14 protein-coding genes, 1 tRNA gene and 1 pseudogene are annotated in these 17,881 nt (G+C 59.9%); 13 read left to right on the forward strand and 3 right to left on the reverse strand.

The window, feature by feature from the left end; genetic code table 11:
* Positions 1 to 130: 130 nt before the first annotated feature.
* The 6 genes from rbfA to ACYZT1_RS04330 all read left to right on the forward strand — a co-directional run bounded on the left by rbfA (position 131) and on the right by ACYZT1_RS04330 (position 4,821).
* Positions 131 to 532 carry a 30S ribosome-binding factor RbfA gene (rbfA, locus tag ACYZT1_RS04305; RefSeq protein ID WP_462017821.1) on the forward strand — a complete coding sequence of 134 codons (402 nt, stop codon included), beginning with the start codon at positions 131 to 133 and terminating at the stop codon, positions 530 to 532.
* A gap of 3 nt (positions 533 to 535) precedes the next feature.
* Positions 536 to 1,453: a tRNA pseudouridine(55) synthase TruB gene (truB, locus tag ACYZT1_RS04310; RefSeq protein WP_462017822.1), complete on the forward strand. Its 918-nt coding sequence runs from the start codon at positions 536 to 538 to the stop codon at positions 1,451 to 1,453.
* Between the two features lie 142 nt (positions 1,454 to 1,595).
* Positions 1,596 to 1,865, forward strand: a complete 270-nt coding sequence (gene rpsO / locus ACYZT1_RS04315) for a 30S ribosomal protein S15 (RefSeq protein WP_028623136.1) — start codon at positions 1,596 to 1,598, stop codon at positions 1,863 to 1,865.
* A 196-nt stretch (positions 1,866 to 2,061) separates the two neighbouring features.
* Positions 2,062 to 4,167: a polyribonucleotide nucleotidyltransferase gene (gene pnp / locus ACYZT1_RS04320; protein WP_462017823.1), complete on the forward strand. Its 2,106-nt coding sequence runs from the start codon at positions 2,062 to 2,064 to the stop codon at positions 4,165 to 4,167.
* A gap of 138 nt (positions 4,168 to 4,305) precedes the next feature.
* Positions 4,306 to 4,378 (forward strand) — tRNA-Thr (locus ACYZT1_RS04325).
* A 32-nt stretch (positions 4,379 to 4,410) separates the two neighbouring features.
* On the forward strand, positions 4,411 to 4,821 hold the full coding sequence (locus ACYZT1_RS04330; protein ID WP_462017824.1) for a DUF6388 family protein: 411 nt from the start codon (positions 4,411 to 4,413) through the stop codon (positions 4,819 to 4,821).
* A gap of 79 nt (positions 4,822 to 4,900) precedes the next feature.
* Here ACYZT1_RS04330 and nadC read toward each other — a convergent pair whose 3' ends face one another.
* Positions 4,901 to 5,749 (reverse strand): carboxylating nicotinate-nucleotide diphosphorylase, encoded by an 849-nt coding sequence (gene nadC, locus ACYZT1_RS04335; protein ID WP_462017825.1) that lies wholly within the window; start codon positions 5,747 to 5,749, stop codon positions 4,901 to 4,903.
* 276 nt (positions 5,750 to 6,025) lie between these two features.
* Between nadC and ACYZT1_RS04340 the strand changes: the two genes are divergently transcribed.
* The 5 genes and pseudogenes from ACYZT1_RS04340 to ACYZT1_RS04360 all read left to right on the forward strand — a co-directional run bounded on the left by ACYZT1_RS04340 (position 6,026) and on the right by ACYZT1_RS04360 (position 11,974).
* Positions 6,026 to 8,221 (forward strand): DUF1631 domain-containing protein, encoded by a 2,196-nt coding sequence (locus tag ACYZT1_RS04340; RefSeq protein ID WP_462017826.1) that lies wholly within the window; start codon positions 6,026 to 6,028, stop codon positions 8,219 to 8,221.
* A gap of 63 nt (positions 8,222 to 8,284) precedes the next feature.
* A complete protein-coding gene (ampD, locus tag ACYZT1_RS04345; RefSeq protein WP_462017827.1) occupies positions 8,285 to 8,860 on the forward strand; it encodes a 1,6-anhydro-N-acetylmuramyl-L-alanine amidase AmpD in 576 nt (191 codons plus the stop codon).
* A complete protein-coding gene (ampE, locus tag ACYZT1_RS04350; protein WP_462017828.1) occupies positions 8,857 to 9,693 on the forward strand; it encodes a regulatory signaling modulator protein AmpE in 837 nt (278 codons plus the stop codon). The genes ampD and ampE overlap by 4 nt, the downstream gene beginning before the upstream one ends.
* Before the next feature lie 1,219 nt (positions 9,694 to 10,912).
* Positions 10,913 to 11,116, forward strand: a pseudogene (locus ACYZT1_RS04355) (HAMP domain-containing protein); the annotation flags it as partial.
* A 153-nt stretch (positions 11,117 to 11,269) separates the two neighbouring features.
* Positions 11,270 to 11,974 carry a methyl-accepting chemotaxis protein gene (locus ACYZT1_RS04360; protein ID WP_462019187.1) on the forward strand — a complete coding sequence of 235 codons (705 nt, stop codon included), beginning with the start codon at positions 11,270 to 11,272 and terminating at the stop codon, positions 11,972 to 11,974.
* Positions 11,975 to 12,006: 32 nt separating this feature from the next.
* On the opposite strand, the gene ACYZT1_RS04365 is transcribed toward ACYZT1_RS04360, so the two are convergent.
* Together ACYZT1_RS04365 and cra are read right to left on the reverse strand one after the other, a co-directional pair.
* Entirely contained in the window at positions 12,007 to 12,783 is a 777-nt protein-coding gene (locus ACYZT1_RS04365; protein ID WP_462017829.1) for a TatD family hydrolase, read from the reverse strand.
* A 3-nt stretch (positions 12,784 to 12,786) separates the two neighbouring features.
* Complete coding sequence (gene cra / locus ACYZT1_RS04370; protein WP_462017830.1) at positions 12,787 to 13,782, reverse strand: catabolite repressor/activator; 996 nt, start codon at positions 13,780 to 13,782, stop codon at positions 12,787 to 12,789.
* Positions 13,783 to 14,071: 289 nt separating this feature from the next.
* Here cra and ptsP point away from each other — a divergent pair, with 289 nt between their 5' ends.
* Together ptsP and pfkB are read left to right on the forward strand one after the other, a co-directional pair.
* Positions 14,072 to 16,933 (forward strand): phosphoenolpyruvate--protein phosphotransferase, encoded by a 2,862-nt coding sequence (ptsP, locus tag ACYZT1_RS04375; protein ID WP_462017831.1) that lies wholly within the window; start codon positions 14,072 to 14,074, stop codon positions 16,931 to 16,933.
* Positions 16,933 to 17,874 carry a 1-phosphofructokinase gene (gene pfkB, locus ACYZT1_RS04380; protein WP_462017832.1) on the forward strand — a complete coding sequence of 314 codons (942 nt, stop codon included), beginning with the start codon at positions 16,933 to 16,935 and terminating at the stop codon, positions 17,872 to 17,874. The genes ptsP and pfkB overlap by 1 nt, the downstream gene beginning before the upstream one ends.
* Positions 17,875 to 17,881 lie beyond the last annotated feature (7 nt).

Consider the following 17,881-nt stretch of genomic DNA (forward strand, 5'->3'; position numbering starts at 1 on the left):
GTTGCATGAAAATGCGCGGCACTGCGTCAGGACTCTAAACGCAACGCCCGGTCTGGCTTTTGTCAGGCCGGGCGTTTGCCGCTTTCAGACCCGTCGGGTTTCACCGTCGGGCAGTAACAGGTAACAAGACATGGCAAAAGAATACAGCCGTACCCAACGTATCGGCGATCAGATGCAGCGCGAGCTGGCACAGTTGATCCGTCGTGAAGTCAAAGACCCGCGCGTCGGCCTGGTCACCATTACCGCTGTGGAAGTCAGCCGTGACGTCGGTCATGCCAAGATTTTCATCACCGTGATGGGGCAGGACAGCGCCGAAGACATCGCGCAAAGCATCAAGGTGCTCAACTCCGCCGCCGGTTTCCTGCGCATGCAGCTGGCCCGCGAAATGAAGTTGCGCAGCGTTCCACAGCTGCACTTCCACTACGACGAGAGTGTCGTGCGTGGCGCGCACCTCTCGGCCCTGATCGAACGTGCGGTGGCTGAAGACAGCCAGCGCCCGGAAGCGGCTGCACCCGAAGACGCCAAGGAGTAATCGGTGGCTCAGGTCAAACGTATCCGTCGTAACGTCAGCGGTATCATCCTGCTCGACAAGCCGCTGGGATTCACTTCCAACGCTGCATTGCAGAAGGTTCGCTGGTTGTTGAACGCCGAGAAGGCCGGGCACACCGGCAGTCTTGATCCGCTGGCCACCGGTGTATTGCCGCTGTGCTTCGGTGAGGCCACCAAGTTTTCGCAGTATCTGCTCGACTCCGACAAGGGATACGAGACCCTGGCGCAACTGGGCAAGACCACCACCACCGCAGATGCCGAGGGTGAGGTTTTACAGGAGCGTCCGGTGACCGTTGGTCGTGTCGATGTTGAAGCGGTATTGCCGAAATTTCGCGGCCAAATCAGCCAGATACCGCCGATGTACTCGGCTCTCAAGCGTGATGGCCAGCCGCTGTACAAGCTGGCGCGTGCTGGCGAAGTAGTGGAGCGCGAACCGCGTTCTGTTACTATTGCGCGCTTGGAATTGCTGGCCTTCGAAGGTGATACTGCGCGGCTTGCGGTGGATTGCAGTAAAGGCACCTATATCCGCACTCTGGTGGAGGATATCGGTGAGCAGCTCGGTTGTGGCGCTTACGTTGCACAATTGCGACGTACCCAGGCCGGGCCTTTCACGCTGGCGCAAACGGTCACGCTGGAAGAGCTGGAAGCGGTACATGCCGAAGGCGGCAACGAAGCGGTTGATCGCTTCCTGATGCCATCGGACAGCGGCCTGCTGGACTGGCCACTGTTGCAGTTTTCGGAGCACAGTTCGTTCTACTGGCTTAACGGCCAGCCGGTACGCGCCCCGGATGCACCGAAGTTTGGCATGGTACGGGTACAGGATCACAACGGTCGCTTCATCGGTATTGGTGAAGTGAGCGAAGACGGGCGCATTGCGCCGCGTCGACTGATTCGGTCGGAATGACCGAAACCAGTCTGTGTAAAAGCAGGCTGGCGAGGGTGGCTGTCAACAGGCACGGTCACTACTCATTTATAGATACAGGGATTTGTCCCTGGCCTGTTGAAACTGTTTTTCTGAAACAGTTTCCTGATAAAAGGATTGCCTCATGGCTCTCGACGTTCAAGAAAAAGCTCAAATCGTTGCTGACTACCAGCAAGCCGTTGGTGACACTGGTTCGCCAGAAGTGCAAGTTGCACTGCTGACCCACAACATCAACAAACTGCAAGGTCACTTCAAGGCCAACGGTAAAGATCACCACTCCCGTCGTGGTCTGATCCGCATGGTAAACCAGCGTCGCAAGCTGCTGGACTACCTGAAAGGCAAAGACGTGAGCCGTTACAGCGCTCTGATCGGTCGCCTGGGTCTGCGTCGCTAATAAGCGATTGCGCTATGAGGTTGGTTGTTTGCTGTGCGTCAGCGGGTTTCCCGCTGGCGCATGGCAGGCTCCCAGCCTCAAGTTTTATCTGGATACACGTTTTACCCTGGACAGGCGTTGGGCCGATTCCCGACATTGCCCAAGAATTTCGCAAGAAGACAAGTTCCCCAAGAGCCACAAAAGAAGGTAGGACACCGTGAACCCGGTTATCAAAAAATTCCAGTTCGGTCAGTCGACCGTTACCCTCGAGACTGGCCGTATCGCCCGTCAGGCCTCCGGCGCAGTATTGGTCACCGTTGACGACGACGTCAGCGTGTTGGTGACTGTTGTCGGCGCCAAGCAAGCCGATCCGGGCAAGGGCTTCTTCCCTCTGTCCGTTCACTACCAGGAAAAGACTTACGCTGCCGGCAAGATCCCTGGCGGTTTCTTCAAGCGCGAAGGCCGTCCTTCCGAGAAAGAAACCCTGACTTCCCGACTGATCGACCGTCCGATCCGTCCGCTGTTCCCGGAAGGCTTCATGAACGAAGTGCAGGTTGTCTGCACCGTCGTTTCCACCAGCAAGAAAACCGATCCGGACATCGCTGCGATGATCGGTACCTCGGCTGCGCTGGCGATCTCCGGCATTCCTTTCGATGGCCCGATCGGCGCTGCCCGCGTTGCTTTCCATGAAAGCACCGGCTACCTGCTGAACCCGACTTACGAGCAACAGAAAGCATCGAGCCTGGACATGGTCGTTGCCGGTACGTCGGAAGCCGTGCTGATGGTTGAATCGGAAGCCAAAGAGCTGACCGAAGACCAGATGTTGGGCGCGGTACTGTTTGCTCACGACGAGTTTCAGGTGGTGATCAACGCCATTAAAGAACTGGCCGCCGAAGCTGCCAAGCCAACCTGGACCTGGGCGCCACAGCCAGAAGCCACCGCACTGCTGGGCGCCATCCGTGCCGAGTTCGGCGAGGCGATCTCCCAGGCATACACCATCACCATCAAGGCCGACCGTTACGCTCGTCTGGGCGAACTGAAAGACCAGGTGGTTGCCAAGCTGTCCGGTGAAGAAGGCCAACCGTCCTCTTCTGAAGTCAAAGCAGCGTTCGGTGAAATCGAATACCGCACCGTTCGCGAAAATATCGTAAACGGCAAGCCACGTATCGACGGTCGCGACACAAAGACCGTACGTCCGTTGAACATCGAAGTCGGTGTTCTGCCAAAGACCCACGGTTCGGCACTGTTCACCCGTGGCGAAACCCAGGCACTGGTTGTTGCAACATTGGGCACCGCCCGTGACGCACAACTGCTGGATACTTTGGAAGGCGAGAAAAAAGACCCGTTCATGCTGCACTACAACTTCCCGCCGTTCTCGGTAGGTGAGTGTGGTCGCATGGGTGGCGCAGGTCGTCGCGAAATCGGTCACGGCCGTCTGGCCCGTCGTTCGATCGCCGCCATGCTGCCTGCCGCTGACGTGTTCCCGTACACCATCCGTGTAGTGTCGGAAATCACCGAATCCAACGGTTCGAGCTCGATGGCTTCCGTTTGCGGCGCTTCCCTGGCCCTGATGGACGCTGGTGTGCCGATGAAGGCGCCGGTTGCCGGTATCGCCATGGGTCTGGTTAAAGAAGGCGGCAAATTCGCCGTTCTGACCGACATCCTGGGTGACGAAGATCACCTGGGCGACATGGACTTCAAAGTAGCCGGTACCGCCAAAGGTGTTACCGCGCTGCAGATGGACATCAAGATCAAAGGCATCACCGAAGAAATCATGGAAATCGCTCTGGGCCAAGCCCTGGAAGCGCGCCTGAACATTCTCGGTCAGATGAACCAGATCATTGGCCAGTCGCGTACCGAGCTGTCGGAAAACGCGCCGACCATGATCGCGATGAAAATCGACACCGACAAAATCCGTGATGTCATCGGTAAAGGCGGCGCGACCATTCGTGCGATCTGTGAAGAGACCAAGGCTTCGATCGATATCGAAGACGACGGCTCGATCAAGATCTTCGGCGAAACCAAGGAAGCGGCTGAAGCAGCACGTCAGCGAGTCCTGGGTATCACTGCAGAAGCTGAAATCGGCAAGATCTACGTCGGCAAGGTTGAGCGCATCGTCGACTTCGGCGCATTCGTCAACATCCTGCCTGGCAAGGACGGTCTGGTGCACATTTCGATGCTGAGCGATGCTCGCGTCGAGAAAGTGACCGACATCCTGAAAGAAGGCCAGGAAGTGGAAGTTCTGGTACTGGACGTGGACAACCGCGGCCGTATCAAGCTGTCCATCAAAGACGTAGCAGCAGCCAAGGCTTCGGGCGTTTGATTGCTCCCCACGCCTGATCGCTTCAACGTTGTAAAAATGCCCCGCAGTTAACGCTGCGGGGCATTTTTTTGCCTGCAAGAGTTTGAGACGAATAGTGAAGTTGCCTGACCCGATGGTCAGTGCTAGGTTTAGCCCACCGCCCGTGTAGCTCAGCCGGTAGAGCAGCGCACTCGTAACGCGAAGGTCGCAGGTTCGATTCCTGTCTCGGGCACAAGCGACACCTTGTTTTCAGATGATCCCCGAATGGTTCTGAAGGCCAGACAAACCGGATTTTCAACGGTTTTTTGCGTCAGAGAGATCCTTGATGATCCAGATCCATCTTCCATTCCCCAGATCAGCGAGAACGCCATGACCGTTAAAGAATTGTCCCAGGAAGCGCGTCACGAAGAAGCGCTGAAGAAGTATGTTCAGGACACGCCCCAGCTAGCCGAAGAAATCAAAGACCTCTCCGCCGACGATCAGAAAGACCAGATTCAGTGGGCGTTCGAGGATGAAGCGGAATCTCAAGGCTTGCAGCCCTGGGAGCTGACGCTCAAGTACACCTCGACTCCGGAAGAGTTTGAAGCAGCGCGCCTGGTCTTGCACAGAGAGGCGGCCGAAGTGTTGGGCGTCGAATGGGAAGAATACTGCGAGATGAATAATCTCGTCGTTTAACGCAGCTTCAAGTTTCAAGCCACAAGCTACAAGTCAAAGCGGAACTGCTTGGAGCTTGTAGCTTGCCGCTTGTAGCTGCTCAGAGACTCAAGCGCATCGACAGGTCCACAGCCTTCACATCCTTGGTCATCGCACCAATGGAAATGTAGTCCACGCCGGTTTGAGCGATGGGCAGCAGCGTGCTTTCGTTGATGCCGCCACTGGCCTCCAGTTTTGCCTTGCCGCCGTTCAGGCGCACCGCTTCGCGCATATCGTCCAGGCTCAGTTCGTCGAGCATGACGATATCGGCACCCGCCGCCAGCGCTTCTTTCAGCTCCCCCAGGTTCTCCACTTCGATCTCTACCGGTTTGCCCGGCGCGATCTTGTGCGCGGCGTTGATAGCCTCGGCAATGCCACCGCAGGCGGCGATATGGTTTTCCTTGATCAGGAAGGCGTCGTACAGGCCGATGCGGTGGTTATGGCAGCCGCCGCAGGTCACCGCGTACTTTTGCGCCAGACGTAGCCCGGGAAAGGTCTTACGGGTGTCGAGCAGCTTCACTTGGGTTTCGGCGACGAAATCCGCCAGGTATTGCGCTCGCGTGGCCACGCCGGAAAGCAATTGCAGAAAATTCAGCGCACTGCGTTCCCCGGACAGCAACGAGCGTGCCGGGCCTTCGAGGTGAAACAGCGCCTGGTTGGGTTTCACCCGTTCGCCGTCGCGCACTTGCCAGTGCACGGCAACACGCGGGTCCAGCTGCCGAAAAACCGCGTCTACCCACGATGTGCCTGCAATAACGGCAGCATCGCGAGTGATGATGGTAGCTTTGGCCAAGCGTTCGGCCGGGATCAGTTGCGCGGTGATGTCGCCGCTGCCAATGTCTTCGAGTAACGCGCGGCGCACGTTGGCTTCGATTTCAGCAGTCAAATCGGCGAGACGTAGGTTCGGCATAACAGACTCCACAAACAAAGTGGCCCGATTATGGGCCATGGCGCACGGCAACCCAAGGCATGAGCCGGCCTCAAATGGCTCTGAACGGTGCATTTGGTCGATTTGAAGTTAACTTGCAGTCACCGCAAACGTCTATTTCAATACCGGAACAGAGCCCGCTGGCAAACGTCATGTCTTTTACCCGATAATTTGCCTCACATTTGACGTCATGACTTTGACAGGCTGTTGGCTCGGTCAAAGGCGACGCCCTTCGCATCATCGGTTCAGGAGGCCAGGATGCACAACGACGGCAAAGTAGTGCCCTTGCGCAAGGCCATGACCGAGCAATCCCATGACTCGCCGCTGGCCCGTGTGCCGCTTGTTTTGCTGCAGGTTCGCGACACAGTGACGCAGCAACTCAGGCAGGGCTTCCAGCAACTCTTCGAAAATGCCGACGACACGCTGTTCGAAATGGCAGACCGCGCGCGAAATGACGTGGACCAGAACATTTTCTTCGAGGCCATGCGCGATTTGCGCCTCAAACGCAAAAGCATCGAACGGGTGTTTTTTGAGCAGTTCTTCCAGGCATTCATTCGCCTGACGCACGAGAAAAACAGCAAAGCGCCTGCAGCGTTGGCAATCGATGTGGCCGGGCGCCCCAGCGATGATCTGGAGCGAGCGGTAGCGGTGGAGGCGATGGTCGGCAAAGTGTTGAACCGCGACGGTTATGCGCTTGACCAGGTGACCGCCCGACTCAGCATGTTGTTGGGCAAGAAACTGATCGCAGGGCGCAACCCGATGGGCCCCGCGATGATTTGTGAATATTTTGTGCAGGCCGCTCAAACCCTTGGCGTTGAGATCAAGGTCAAGCTGGTCATTCTCAAGCTCTTCGAGCGGTATGTGCTCAGCGATGTCGATCTGCTGTATTCGCAGGTGAATCAGCTGCTGATGGGCAACGGTGTCCTGCCCGATCTCAAGCCGGCCCCCGTGCGACGCGCCAAGGATCGCGCAGCTGCGAGTGCCCATGGCGAATCAGTCGACGACGTCCCCCAGCTCGCCGCCATCCCGCTTGATAGCAACGTTCAGGCAGTGTTTACCGCGCTGCAGACACTGTTGTCTCACGTGCGCGGCAGTGTCGCGCCCACCCTTGAAACCAGTGCCCCTGCGCAACCGATTTCCACCCGCGACCTGTTGCGCATGCTCTCGCATTTGCAGCAATACGTGCCTGAGCTTGCGTCTCAGGATGATTTTGACCTGCGCAACCAGCTGGAACAGTTATTGACCCGCGCCAGTGTCAAAACCGGCACGCCACGGGTGGTTGCCGTAGCCGACGAGGACGTCATCAATCTGATCGCGATGTTGTTCGACTGCATCCTCGATGACCATAACCTGCCGGATTCGCTCAAGGCGCAGATCGCCCGTTTGCAGATCCCGATGCTGAAAATCGCCGTCCTCGATAAAAGCTTTTTCAGTCGCAGCAGCCACCCGGCGCGGCGTCTGCTCAATGAGATCGCGGACGCCGCTAAGGGCTGGGGCGAGAGCGACGATCATGCACGCGACAGCCTGTACGTGCGCATCGATCAGGTTGTGCAGCGCTTGTTGAACGATTTCGTCGATGACCCGGCGATTTTTTCCGAGTTGCTGGCGGATTTTCTGGCGTTCACCAGCGATGAACGCCGTAGCAGCGAGCTGCTCGAACAGCGTACCCGCGACGCTGAAGAAGGTCGCGCGAAAACCGGGCTGGCCCGTCAGCGCATCCGACAGGCAGTGAACCAGGCCTTGCTCGGCAAAGTGTTGCCGCAACGGGTGGTGACGTTCGTGCAGGAGGCCTGGGTTCAAGTGCTGTTGCTGACGTGGCTGAAACACGGCGATCAATCGGCCGAGTGGCACGCCGATGTCCAGACCATGGAGCAGTTGATCTGGAGTGTGCAGCGCCACGACGAGCCCGATGCGAACCTGCGTTTGCTCGCGCTGGTGCCCGGCTTGTTGAAATCGTTGCGTGATGGTTTGAGCAGGTCGGCATTCGATCCGTTTGCCACCGGCGAGTTTTTCAGCGACCTGGAGACGTTGCATCTGCAATTGTTCGAGCGGGCGGACCAACCGCTGACACTCGTGCGAGTGGCCGACGCTGCGATGGTTGAGGTACGCGAGGACGTTGTTCTGCAAAGTGCCTTTGCCGGGGAGACTTCGGTGCGGTTGCCCACCGATGACGCCGGCCTGGTGCAAGTCGATCAACTGACGCTGGGCAGTTGGGTGGAGATCGAGGAGGACGAAGAAAACACGCTGCGCTGCAAACTGACCGCGATCATCGAGGCCACGGACAAGTACATTTTCGTCAACCGCACCGGCATGAAAGTTCTGGAGCGCAGCCGTATGGAGTTGGCGCATGATTTTCAGCGAGGCTCGGTGCGAACCCTGGCTGACACGTTACTGTTTGATCGCGCGCTGGAGTCGGTGATCGGCCACCTGCGGCGTCTCGATCACGGCAAGTGATCGCCCGTCGAGAACTATCGCGGCATACTGAGCGCCAACACGGTCGTTGCTGAAGGAACCTGTATGCAGTTGGACCCCGCGAGCGGTTGGTGTCAGGGCGTGCAAGCGTGCCCATCGCCCAACTTCAATGCGCGCCCCACAGACGAAATTTCCCTGCTGGTGATTCACAACATCAGCCTGCCTCCGGCGCAATTTGCCACCGGCAAGGTGCAGGAATTTTTCCAGAACCGGCTGGATGTCACAGAGCATCCCTACTTTGAGGGGATCGCCGACCTGCGGGTGTCTGCGCATTTTCTGATAGAGCGTGACGGCACCGTCACCCAGTTTGTCTCTTGTATCGAGCGCGCCTGGCATGCCGGTATTTCGTGCTTTGAAGGGCGGGAAACCTGTAACGATTTTTCCATAGGCATCGAACTCGAAGGCACCGATGATCTGCCGTTCACCGATGCGCAGTATTTATCGTTGACGGCGCTGACCGTGCAATTGCAGGGGACTTTCCCGGCGATCACCGCGCAACGCATCTGCGGGCACAGCGACATCGCACCGGGGCGCAAGACCGATCCGGGGCCGGCGTTCGACTGGGTCCGCTATCGCACTGCTTTGGCAACCGCTGTTAAGGAAAAAGAGGAAGGACAATGAGTTTTCTGGTGTTGCTGCTGGCAGTGTGGGTCGAAAAGTTCTCGGCCCTGCGCCATCGGATTCAACGTGACGGCGGTTGGTTGCGCGAACTGCACAAGCTGGAATCGAACCCGCGTGTGGCGCCCCGTCCCTGGCTGATTTTGACCATTCTGGTGCTGCTGCCAGTGGCGCTGCTGGGGCTGCTGTTGGTGGTGCTGGAACCGGTGGCGTATGGACTGCTGGCATTGCCAGTGCATTTGCTGGTGGTGATTTACAGCCTGGGCCGCGGTGATCTGCTGGCCGGCCTCGGGCCGTTTCGCGATGCCTGGCGGCGTGAAGACCTGCAAGCTGCCGCGCATGTGGCCAAACGCGACCTGGATATCGGCGCCGACAGCGCAGAGCAATTGCTGGAGGAGGTTCAGGGGCATTTGCTGTGGGAAGGTTATCAGAGCTTCTTTGCCGTGATTTTCTGGTACTTCGTATTGGGCCCGGTGGCGGCATTGAGTTATCGATTGCTGGCGCTCGCTGAAGAACACGGGCAAAACCCGGCGGTCGTTGAACGTGCGGGGCAATTGCGGCATGCGTTTGATTGGGTGCCGGTGCGTCTGTTGGCTGCCAGTTTCGCCCTGGTTGGTAACTTTGTGGCGGTCAGCCGCGTGATGCTGCACGAACTGCTGAACTGGAACATCAGTGCCGCGCACCTGATCGGGAAAGTCGGTCTGGCAGCCGGCGAGATACCCGCGCCTGTGGTAGGTCCGCACGGTATCAACAGCCTCGACAACCTTTGGGAATTGCTGCTCCGCGCAGCCGTGCTCTGGTACGCCGGGTTCGCGCTGTGGACGGTTCTGCCCTGATCGCCGACACCAGCAAGCAGCCCCGCCATTTGTAGCAGCTGCCGAAGGCTGCGTCCGCTGCTCAGGCCCCAGCCCGACGCAGCGGGCGCCGCCTTCGGCAGCTGCTACAAGTCCCGCTCCCCCGTTAACCTTAAGTTACACAACCTCCCGCCGATTTAAGCTATACAGGGCTGTCACGAAATAGTGGCTATCTGCCGCCGAGTGGCGCCTGCCATATAAAAACAAAAAAAATCAGAAAGGGAGATCTCCAGTGAAGAGCTTGCTCTATCCCGCCGTTGCACTGATGAATCGCCTGAGCTTCGGCATGAAGTTCAGCCTCATCAGCGTGCTGTTTCTCATCCCGATGCTGGTCACCAATTTCTATCTGGTGCGCGATTCCTATCGCGAGTTTCAGGGCACCCAGGTTGAATTGCAGAGCCTCGACTTGTTAGGCAGCAGCCTGACCCTGCGGCGTGATCTGGAAACCCTTAACAATCTGGTGCAGATCAACGTCTACCTCGGCCAGGCCGGCAAGGCCAGCAACGTCGAGTCGCAAATCGGCAGTATTGAGCAAAGTGTTTTGGCCCGCCTTGAAGGGCTGACTGCCATGACCACCGATCCGGAACAGATCGCGGTTTTCGATGCCAAGCGCGATGAGATGACCCGCGCGTTCAAAGCCCAGCAAACGGAAAACTCCCTGCAGAGCAAAAGCGCGCTGATCGGCAAGTTGCTCGGCAACGCGCAGATATTCAGCCAGATCATTGCCAGTCAGGCCGGCTTGAGTCGCGATAATCAAAGCGACATGCGCCAGCTCAGCGAACTGATCACCCAGATCACCCCGGCGATCACTCAAACCCTGGGCGATGGTCGGGCGATGGGCTCTTATTCCCTCGGCCAGGGCTTTCTCAATTCGTCATCGAGCACCCGTTTCGACGAATTGCTGGCGCAGATCGAGAAGCTGCAAGGCGAGTACGGCCTGAAGTTGCAAGACGCCCTGGGCTCAAGCAAAGCCGCACATGAGAACTTGAGTGCCCTGGCAGATGGCAGCCAGGCATCGCTCAAACTGGCCAGTGAACTCTTCGAAGAACAGGTGGTGATGGCCGACACGCTGGATGCACCCTGGCAGGCCTTCTACGATCAGGTCACCGGCCTGATGGACCAGACTTACCAGCTCAACGAAGCCACCCTGAAATTTCTCGGCACCCAATTGCAACAACGACTGGAGCAGAACCGCACTCACATGATCCTGCAGGCGGTCGCCTTGTCGGCGGTGTTCGTGCTGATTTTTTACCTCTACGGCGGTTTCTACGCGTCGACCCGCACCACCCTCAAACGCCTCGGCGCGGTGATGGACAAGGTGGCGGCTGGCGACATGACGGTGACCTTCAGCGCCAATAGCCGTGATGAACTGGGCGAGTTGGGTGAGGTGTTCAACGGCACCGTGAAGAAAATCCATGACCTGATCGAGCGCGTTGGGCATACCGTGGAGGAGGTCGAACGTCAGGCCGGTCAGGTCGAAAATGTCTCCTCTCAAAGTAATCAGGCTGTGGCGGGGCAGCGCTCACAGATCGAGCAGGTCGCCACGGCGATGAACCAGATGTCGGCCACTTCCCTGGAGGTGGCGCGCAGTGCTGCGGCGGCAGTCAGCAGCGCTCACAGCGTCAATGACGAAACCCTCAGTGGTCGCACGCTCGTGGCATCGCAACAGGGCAGTATTGCGGCACTGGCCAGCGAGATCGATCAGTCGGTGCTGGTCATCAATCAATTGGCCAGCGACAGCCAGTCGATCAGCCGTGTACTGGAAGTGATCAAAAGTATCGCCGAGCAAACCAACCTGCTGGCGCTCAACGCGGCCATCGAGGCGGCACGTGCGGGCGAGCAGGGGCGAGGTTTTGCGGTAGTGGCGGACGAGGTGCGGACGCTGGCCAAACGCACCCAGCAATCGACTGAAGAGATCGAGCAGATGATCGCTAAATTGCACAGTGGCGTCGGCGCTGCCGTGAAGGCGATGGGCACCAGCCATCAAATGGCCAACGGCACGGTCGGGCAATCGGAAAAGGTGCAGCAGGCGCTGGAAAATATCCTCGGCGCCGTCGGAATGATCGTTGATCAGAATCAGCAAATTGCGGCGGCGGTGGAGCAGCAGACCGCCGTCGCGCATGACATCGATCAGAACATCGTTGAGATCAACCGCGCCGGCGAGCGCACGGCCGAAGGCGCGCACCAGACCGAAGATGCCAGCCGGGCGTTGTCGGTGCAGGTGGTGGAGCTCAAGCAGCTGATCAGCGCGTTTCGGGTTTAGTGTGGAAACCGGTTTCCTTGTGGGGCCGCAAGTCACCAGTTGAACAACTCACACGCATTTGCCGTACTGGCCGCTGCCAACTGCTCGGGGCTCACCGCCATGATCTTCGCCAGTGCCGCACAGATCGCCGGCAAATGCGCCGGACTGTTGCGTTGGCCAGGGAACATCGCCGGCGCCATGTCCGGCGCGTCGGTTTCCAGCACCACGGCCTCCAGCGGCAATTGGGCCAGCACACGGTGCATGCGCAGCGCTTGCGGCCAGGTTGCCGCGCCGCCGAGCCCGAGTTTGAAACCGAGCTTGATGTATTCGCCGGCTTCTTCCTTGCTCCCGGCGAATGCATGGATGATCCCCGCGCGTTTCAACTTGAAACGCTTGAGGGTAGCGACCACCGCTGCATGGCTGCGCCGCACATGAATCAACGCCGGCAGATCGAAGTCCGCTGCCAGTTGCAGCTGGGTGTCGAACAGCGTCTGCTGCCGCTCGCGATCAAGTGATTCGATGAAGTAATCCAGCCCGATTTCGCCCACCGCGCACAGCTGTCGATGGCCCGCGAGCCGCGTCAGCCAATCGGCCAGTTCGACCACATGTTCCGGGCGGTGCTCGTCGAGAAACACCGGGTGCAGGCCGAACGCCGCATGCAGGTCGGGATCGCTTTGCACCAGTTCCCACACCCGTTGCCAATTGCCTTGATGGACACCCAGCACCACGATTTTACGGACGCCGAGGGCGCGACTGTCGGCGAGCAAGGTCGCGCGATCCGCATCGAAGTCCGGGAAATCCAGGTGCGTATGGGTGTCGATCAGCTCCACGGTCTACTCCTGCCGAATACGCTGTTTGAAGGTTCGCGCAATGGCGTGGACGCCGGGCTGATAGTCGGACTGCTCGATGGCAGCCAACGCCAGGTTCAGGGCTTTGTCGGCGATCAACTGATGCTGCTGGGCCATGGCATTGACCGGCAGCGGCAGGAAATCCAGCAGCTGCGTATCGCCGAAGGTGCCGAGGCGCAACGGTCGGTTCTTCAGTGGGAAATCGTGCAAGGCATCGAACACGCCTTGCAGCAGCACGTAGGAAGTGGTCACCAGCGCGTCCGGCAAATGCCCCAGACGCTGAAGGAGTTCCACCATCAATTGTTTGCCGCACTCGCGACTGAATGATTCAGCGTGTTCGACGAGGATTTCGCCCTTGAATCCGGCCAGCGCCTCGCGGAAACCGGCCGCCCGTTCCTGACTGATGCTCAGTTCTGGCCGCGCACCGATCAGCACGATCTGCCTGGGCAGCGGCTCGAGCAGGCTGCGGGTGAGTTGCAGGCTGGCTTCGCGGTCGTCGCTGATCACCGAGCAGAAATGCTCGGGCTCCATGACCCGGTCGATGGCAATGATCGGGGTGCCCTTGGCCTGCAACTGACGATAACTGTCATCGCCTGCCGACAGGCAACTGGCGACGATCAACGCATCGCAGCGGCGGGCGCGAAACAGTTGCAGCAACTGCCGTTCGCTGTCCGGTGCATCGTCGGAACTGGCGATTAGCAACTGATAGCCGCGCGCCCGGGCGCCTTGTTCCAGCAATTTGGCAATTCGCGCGTAACTCGGGTTCTCCAGGTCCGGCAGAATAAAGCCCAACGTGCGGGTGTGCCGACTGCGCAAACCGGCGGCTTGCGGATTAGGCGTGAAGCCGTGTTGTTCGACGACCGCGCGCACGCGTTCCACGGTAGCGCTGCTGATCCGCTGCTGCTCGGCCTTGCCATTGATGACATAACTGGCGGTGGTCACGGACACGCCGGCCAACTGTGCGATATCACTGAGTTTCAACTCGGCTTTCCTTGTTTTTTTCGAGCTTGCCCGACATTTTCGCCAATCGTACCCGATTCAGGCAGACAACCCTTGTCGCAACGCTTCCGACAAGTTGGACTTCAAGGATGGAACATAATCGAGTAACGTGCCAATCCATCTAGATTAAACGTTTCAGCTGCCGTATTTTCGAGGTTGTTGGCGTATTTGGCCGGTTCTGCCGTGAAACCGTCAAAAGTGTTCCTTAAGCGCCTAAGCTGAAGCAGTCAAAACAATACCTGGCGTCATCAGACGCCAAAAAGGAGAACGCATGCTCGATCTCACCATAGAGCAGATTTCCATGGGCCAGTCGGCCGTGGACAAGCCCGCCGCGCTGCAATTGCTGGCTGGACATCTGGTCGCCGACGGGCTGGTCGCCGAGGGTTACCTCGCCGGACTGCAGGCGCGCGAAGCGCAGGGCTCGACATTTCTCGGCCAAGGTATTGCCATTCCCCACGGTACGCCGGAAACCCGCGATCAGGTGTTTTCCACCGGCGTGCGCCTGATGCAGTTTCCCGAGGGTGTGGATTGGGGCGATGGCCAGATCGTTTACCTGGCGATCGGCATTGCCGCCAAATCCGACGAACACTTAAGACTTTTGCAACTGCTGACCCGCGCCCTCGGCGAGACCGATCTGGGTCAGGCCTTGCGCCGTGCCGGTTCTGCCGAAGCGCTGTTGAAATTGTTGCAAGGCGCGCCGCAAGAACTGGCACTGGATGCGCAGATGATCGGCCTGGGTGTTTCCGCCGATGATTTCGAAGAACTGGTTTGGCGCGGTGCCCGATTGCTGCGTCAGGCCGATTGCGTGAGCAATGGCTTTGCCGCCGTGCTGCAACAGGTCGAAGCGCTGCCGCTGGGCGATGGCTTGTGGTGGTTGCACAGCGAGCAAACGGTCAAGCGTCCGGGGCTGGCCTTCGTCACCCCGGACAAACCGATGCGCTACCTCGGTCAACCGCTGAGTGGTTTGTTCTGCCTGGCCAGCCTGGGTGAAGCGCATCAGGCGTTGCTCGAGCGTCTGTGCGCATTGCTGATCGAAGGTCGCGGCCACGAATTGGGCCGGGCGACCAGCAGCCGCAAAGTTCTCGAAGTGCTGGGCGGTGAATTACCCGCCGATTGGCCGAGTGCGCGCATCGCCCTGGCCAATGCCCATGGTTTGCACGCGCGGCCGGCGAAGATCCTCGCGCAACTGGCGAAAAGTTTTGACGGCGAAATTCGCGTGCGGATTGTCGATGGTCAGGACAGCGCGGTATCGGTCAAGAGCTTGAGCAAGTTGCTCAGCCTCGGCGCCCGTCGCGGTCAGGTGCTGGAATTCGTTGCCGAGCCGAGCGTTGCCGCCGATGCGTTGCCGGCCTTGCTGGCTGCCATCGAAGAAGGCCTCGGTGAAGAAGTAGAGCCTTTGCCGGCCGTCAGCCAGCAACCTGAAGTGCTCGCGGACATTGCCCAAGTGCTGCTCGCGCCGGCGTCCGGGAGCCTGGTTCAGGCGATTCCCGCAGCGCCCGGCATCGCCATCGGCCCGGCGCATATTCACGTGCAGCAAGAGATCGAATACCCGCTGCGCGGTGAGACGGCGACCATCGAGCGCGAGCGCCTGAAGCAGGCGCTGGCGGAGGTTCGGCGCGACATCGAAGGGCTGATCGAGCGCAGCAAGTCCAAAGCGATTCGCGAGATTTTCATCACCCACCAGGAAATGCTCGACGACCCGGAATTGACCGATGAAGTCGAGACCCGCCTCAAGCAAGGCGAGAGCGCCGAGGCGGCGTGGATGGCGGTGATCGAAGCCGCCGCGAAACAACAGGAAGCGTTGCAGGACGCGTTGCTGGCTGAACGCGCCGCCGACCTGCGTGATGTCGGTCGGCGGGTGCTGGCGCAACTGTGCGGCGTTGAAACCCCGAGCGAGCCCGAGCAGCCGTACATTCTGGTGATGGACGAGGTCGGTCCGTCCGACGTTGCGCGGCTTGATCCGGCACGTGTCGCCGGCATTCTGACCGCCCGCGGCGGCGCCACGGCACACAGCGCCATCGTCGCCCGAGCACTCGGCATTCCGGCGCTGGTGGGCGCGGGCGCGGCCGTGTTGCTGCTGGCGCCGGGCACGCCGTTGTTGCTCGACGGTCAGCGCGGTCGCCTGCACGTGGACGCCGATCCGGCGACCTTGCAGCGCGCCACGCAAGAGCGCGACACCCGTGAGCAACGCCTCAAAGCGGCGGCCGAACAACGTCATCAACCGGCGCTGACCAACGATGGACATGCGGTAGAAGTGTTCGCCAACATCGGCGAAAGCGCAGGCGTGATCAGTGCGGTGGAGCAGGGCGCCGAAGGCATCGGCCTGCTGCGCACCGAGCTGATTTTCATGGCCCATCCGCAAGCGCCGGACGAGGCCACTCAGGAAGCTGAATACCGTCGCGTCCTCGATGGCCTCGCGGGTCGGCCGCTTGTGGTGCGCACGCTCGATGTCGGCGGCGACAAACCGCTGCCTTACTGGCCAATCGCGAAGGAGGAAAACCCCTTCCTCGGCGTGCGCGGCATACGCCTGACCTTGCAACGTCCGAAGATCATGGAGGCGCAATTGCGCGCCTTGTTGCGGGCTGCCGACAACCGCCCATTGCGGATCATGTTCCCGATGGTCGGCAGCGTCGAGGAGTGGCGCCAGGCGCGGGACATGACCGAGCGCTTGCGCCTGGAAATCCCGGTCGCGGATTTGCAGTTGGGCATCATGATCGAAGTGCCGTCGGCAGCATTGCTGGCGCCGGTGCTGGCCAGGGAAGTCGACTTTTTCAGTGTCGGCACCAATGACCTCACTCAATACACCCTGGCCATCGACCGCGGCCATCCGACGTTGTCGGCCCAGGCGGACGGTTTGCACCCGGCCGTTCTGCAACTGATCGACATCACCGTGCGTGCCGCCCACGCCCATGGCAAGTGGGTTGGCGTTTGCGGCGAGCTGGCGGCCGACCCGTTGGCCGTGCCGGTGCTGGTTGGCCTGGGTGTCGATGAGTTGAGCGTGTCGGGACGCAGCATCGCCGAGGTCAAGGCGCGCATCCGCGAACTCAGCCTGACCCAGTCTCAAACCCTTGCCCGACAGGCCCTGACCGTCGGCAGCGCCCATGAAGTGCGCGCATTAGTGGAGGCCCTGTAATGGCCAGGATCTTAACGCTGACCCTCAACCCGGCGCTGGACCTTACCGTCCAGCTGCCGCGCCTTGAGCCCGGTCAGGTCAACCGCAGTGAAGCGATGCACACCCACGCCGCCGGCAAAGGCGTCAACGTCGCGCAAGTGCTGGCGGACCTCGGGCATCAACTGACCGTCAGCGGGTTTCTCGGCGAGGACAATCTGCAAGCGTTCGAGTTGTTGTTCGCCCAGCGCGGTTTTGACGATGCTTTCATCCGCGTCCCCGGCGAAACGCGCAGCAACCTGAAACTTGCGGAAAGCGATGGCCGGATCACCGATATCAACGGGCCGGGGCCGATGGTCAGCGAGGCGGCGCAACAGGCGTTGCTGGATCGGCTCGATCGGATTGCGCCGGGGCATGACGCCGTAGTGGTTGCCGGCAGCCTGCCACAAGGCATCAGTGCGCAGTGGTTGCAGGCGCTGATCGTGCGTTTGAAAGAGCTCGGCCTGAGGGTGGCGCTGGACACCAGTGGCGAGGCGTTGCGTGCTGCGCTCAAGGCCGGACCCTGGCTGATCAAGCCCAACACCGATGAGCTTGCGGATGTGCTCGGCTTCGAGGCGATTTCAGTGACGGCTCAAGCCGAAGCGGCGAGTCGTCTGCACGCTCAAGGCATCGAGCATGTGGTGATTTCCGACGGGGCCGAGGGGGTGAACTGGTTCAGCGTCGGCTCGGCCATGCATGCCACGCCGCCCAAGGTGGCTGTCGCCAGCACGGTCGGTGCCGGCGATTCGTTACTGGCCGGCATGCTCCACGGTTTGCTCAGTGCCGACACGCCTGAACAGACCCTGCGCACCGCCACGGCGATTGCCGCGCTGGCGGTCACCCGGATTGGTTTCGGAATCGACGATGCGGCGCAATTGGCGCAGCTCGAACAGGGTGTGCGCGTGCATCCCCTGACAGAACAATAAGAGGGTT

Source organism: Pseudomonas sp. PB3P13 (assembly GCF_054897735.1).

Excerpts from the sequence above, each read along its gene's own strand:
- rbfA (WP_462017821.1), top strand. The coding sequence starts at position 131 with ATGGCAAAAGAATACAGCCGTACCCAACGTATCGGCGATCAGATGCAG.
- rpsO (WP_028623136.1), top strand. The coding sequence starts at position 1,596 with ATGGCTCTCGACGTTCAAGAAAAAGCTCAAATCGTTGCTGACTACCAG.
- ACYZT1_RS04330 (WP_462017824.1), top strand. The coding sequence starts at position 4,411 with ATGGTTCTGAAGGCCAGACAAACCGGATTTTCAACGGTTTTTTGCGTC.
- nadC (WP_462017825.1), bottom strand. The coding sequence starts at position 5,749 with ATGCCGAACCTACGTCTCGCCGATTTGACTGCTGAAATCGAAGCCAAC.
- ACYZT1_RS04340 (WP_462017826.1), top strand. The coding sequence starts at position 6,026 with ATGCACAACGACGGCAAAGTAGTGCCCTTGCGCAAGGCCATGACCGAG.
- ampD (WP_462017827.1), top strand. The coding sequence starts at position 8,285 with ATGCAGTTGGACCCCGCGAGCGGTTGGTGTCAGGGCGTGCAAGCGTGC.
- ampE (WP_462017828.1), top strand. The coding sequence starts at position 8,857 with ATGAGTTTTCTGGTGTTGCTGCTGGCAGTGTGGGTCGAAAAGTTCTCG.
- ACYZT1_RS04360 (WP_462019187.1), top strand. The coding sequence starts at position 11,270 with ATGTCGGCCACTTCCCTGGAGGTGGCGCGCAGTGCTGCGGCGGCAGTC.
- ptsP (WP_462017831.1), top strand. The coding sequence starts at position 14,072 with ATGCTCGATCTCACCATAGAGCAGATTTCCATGGGCCAGTCGGCCGTG.
- pfkB (WP_462017832.1), top strand. The coding sequence starts at position 16,933 with ATGGCCAGGATCTTAACGCTGACCCTCAACCCGGCGCTGGACCTTACC.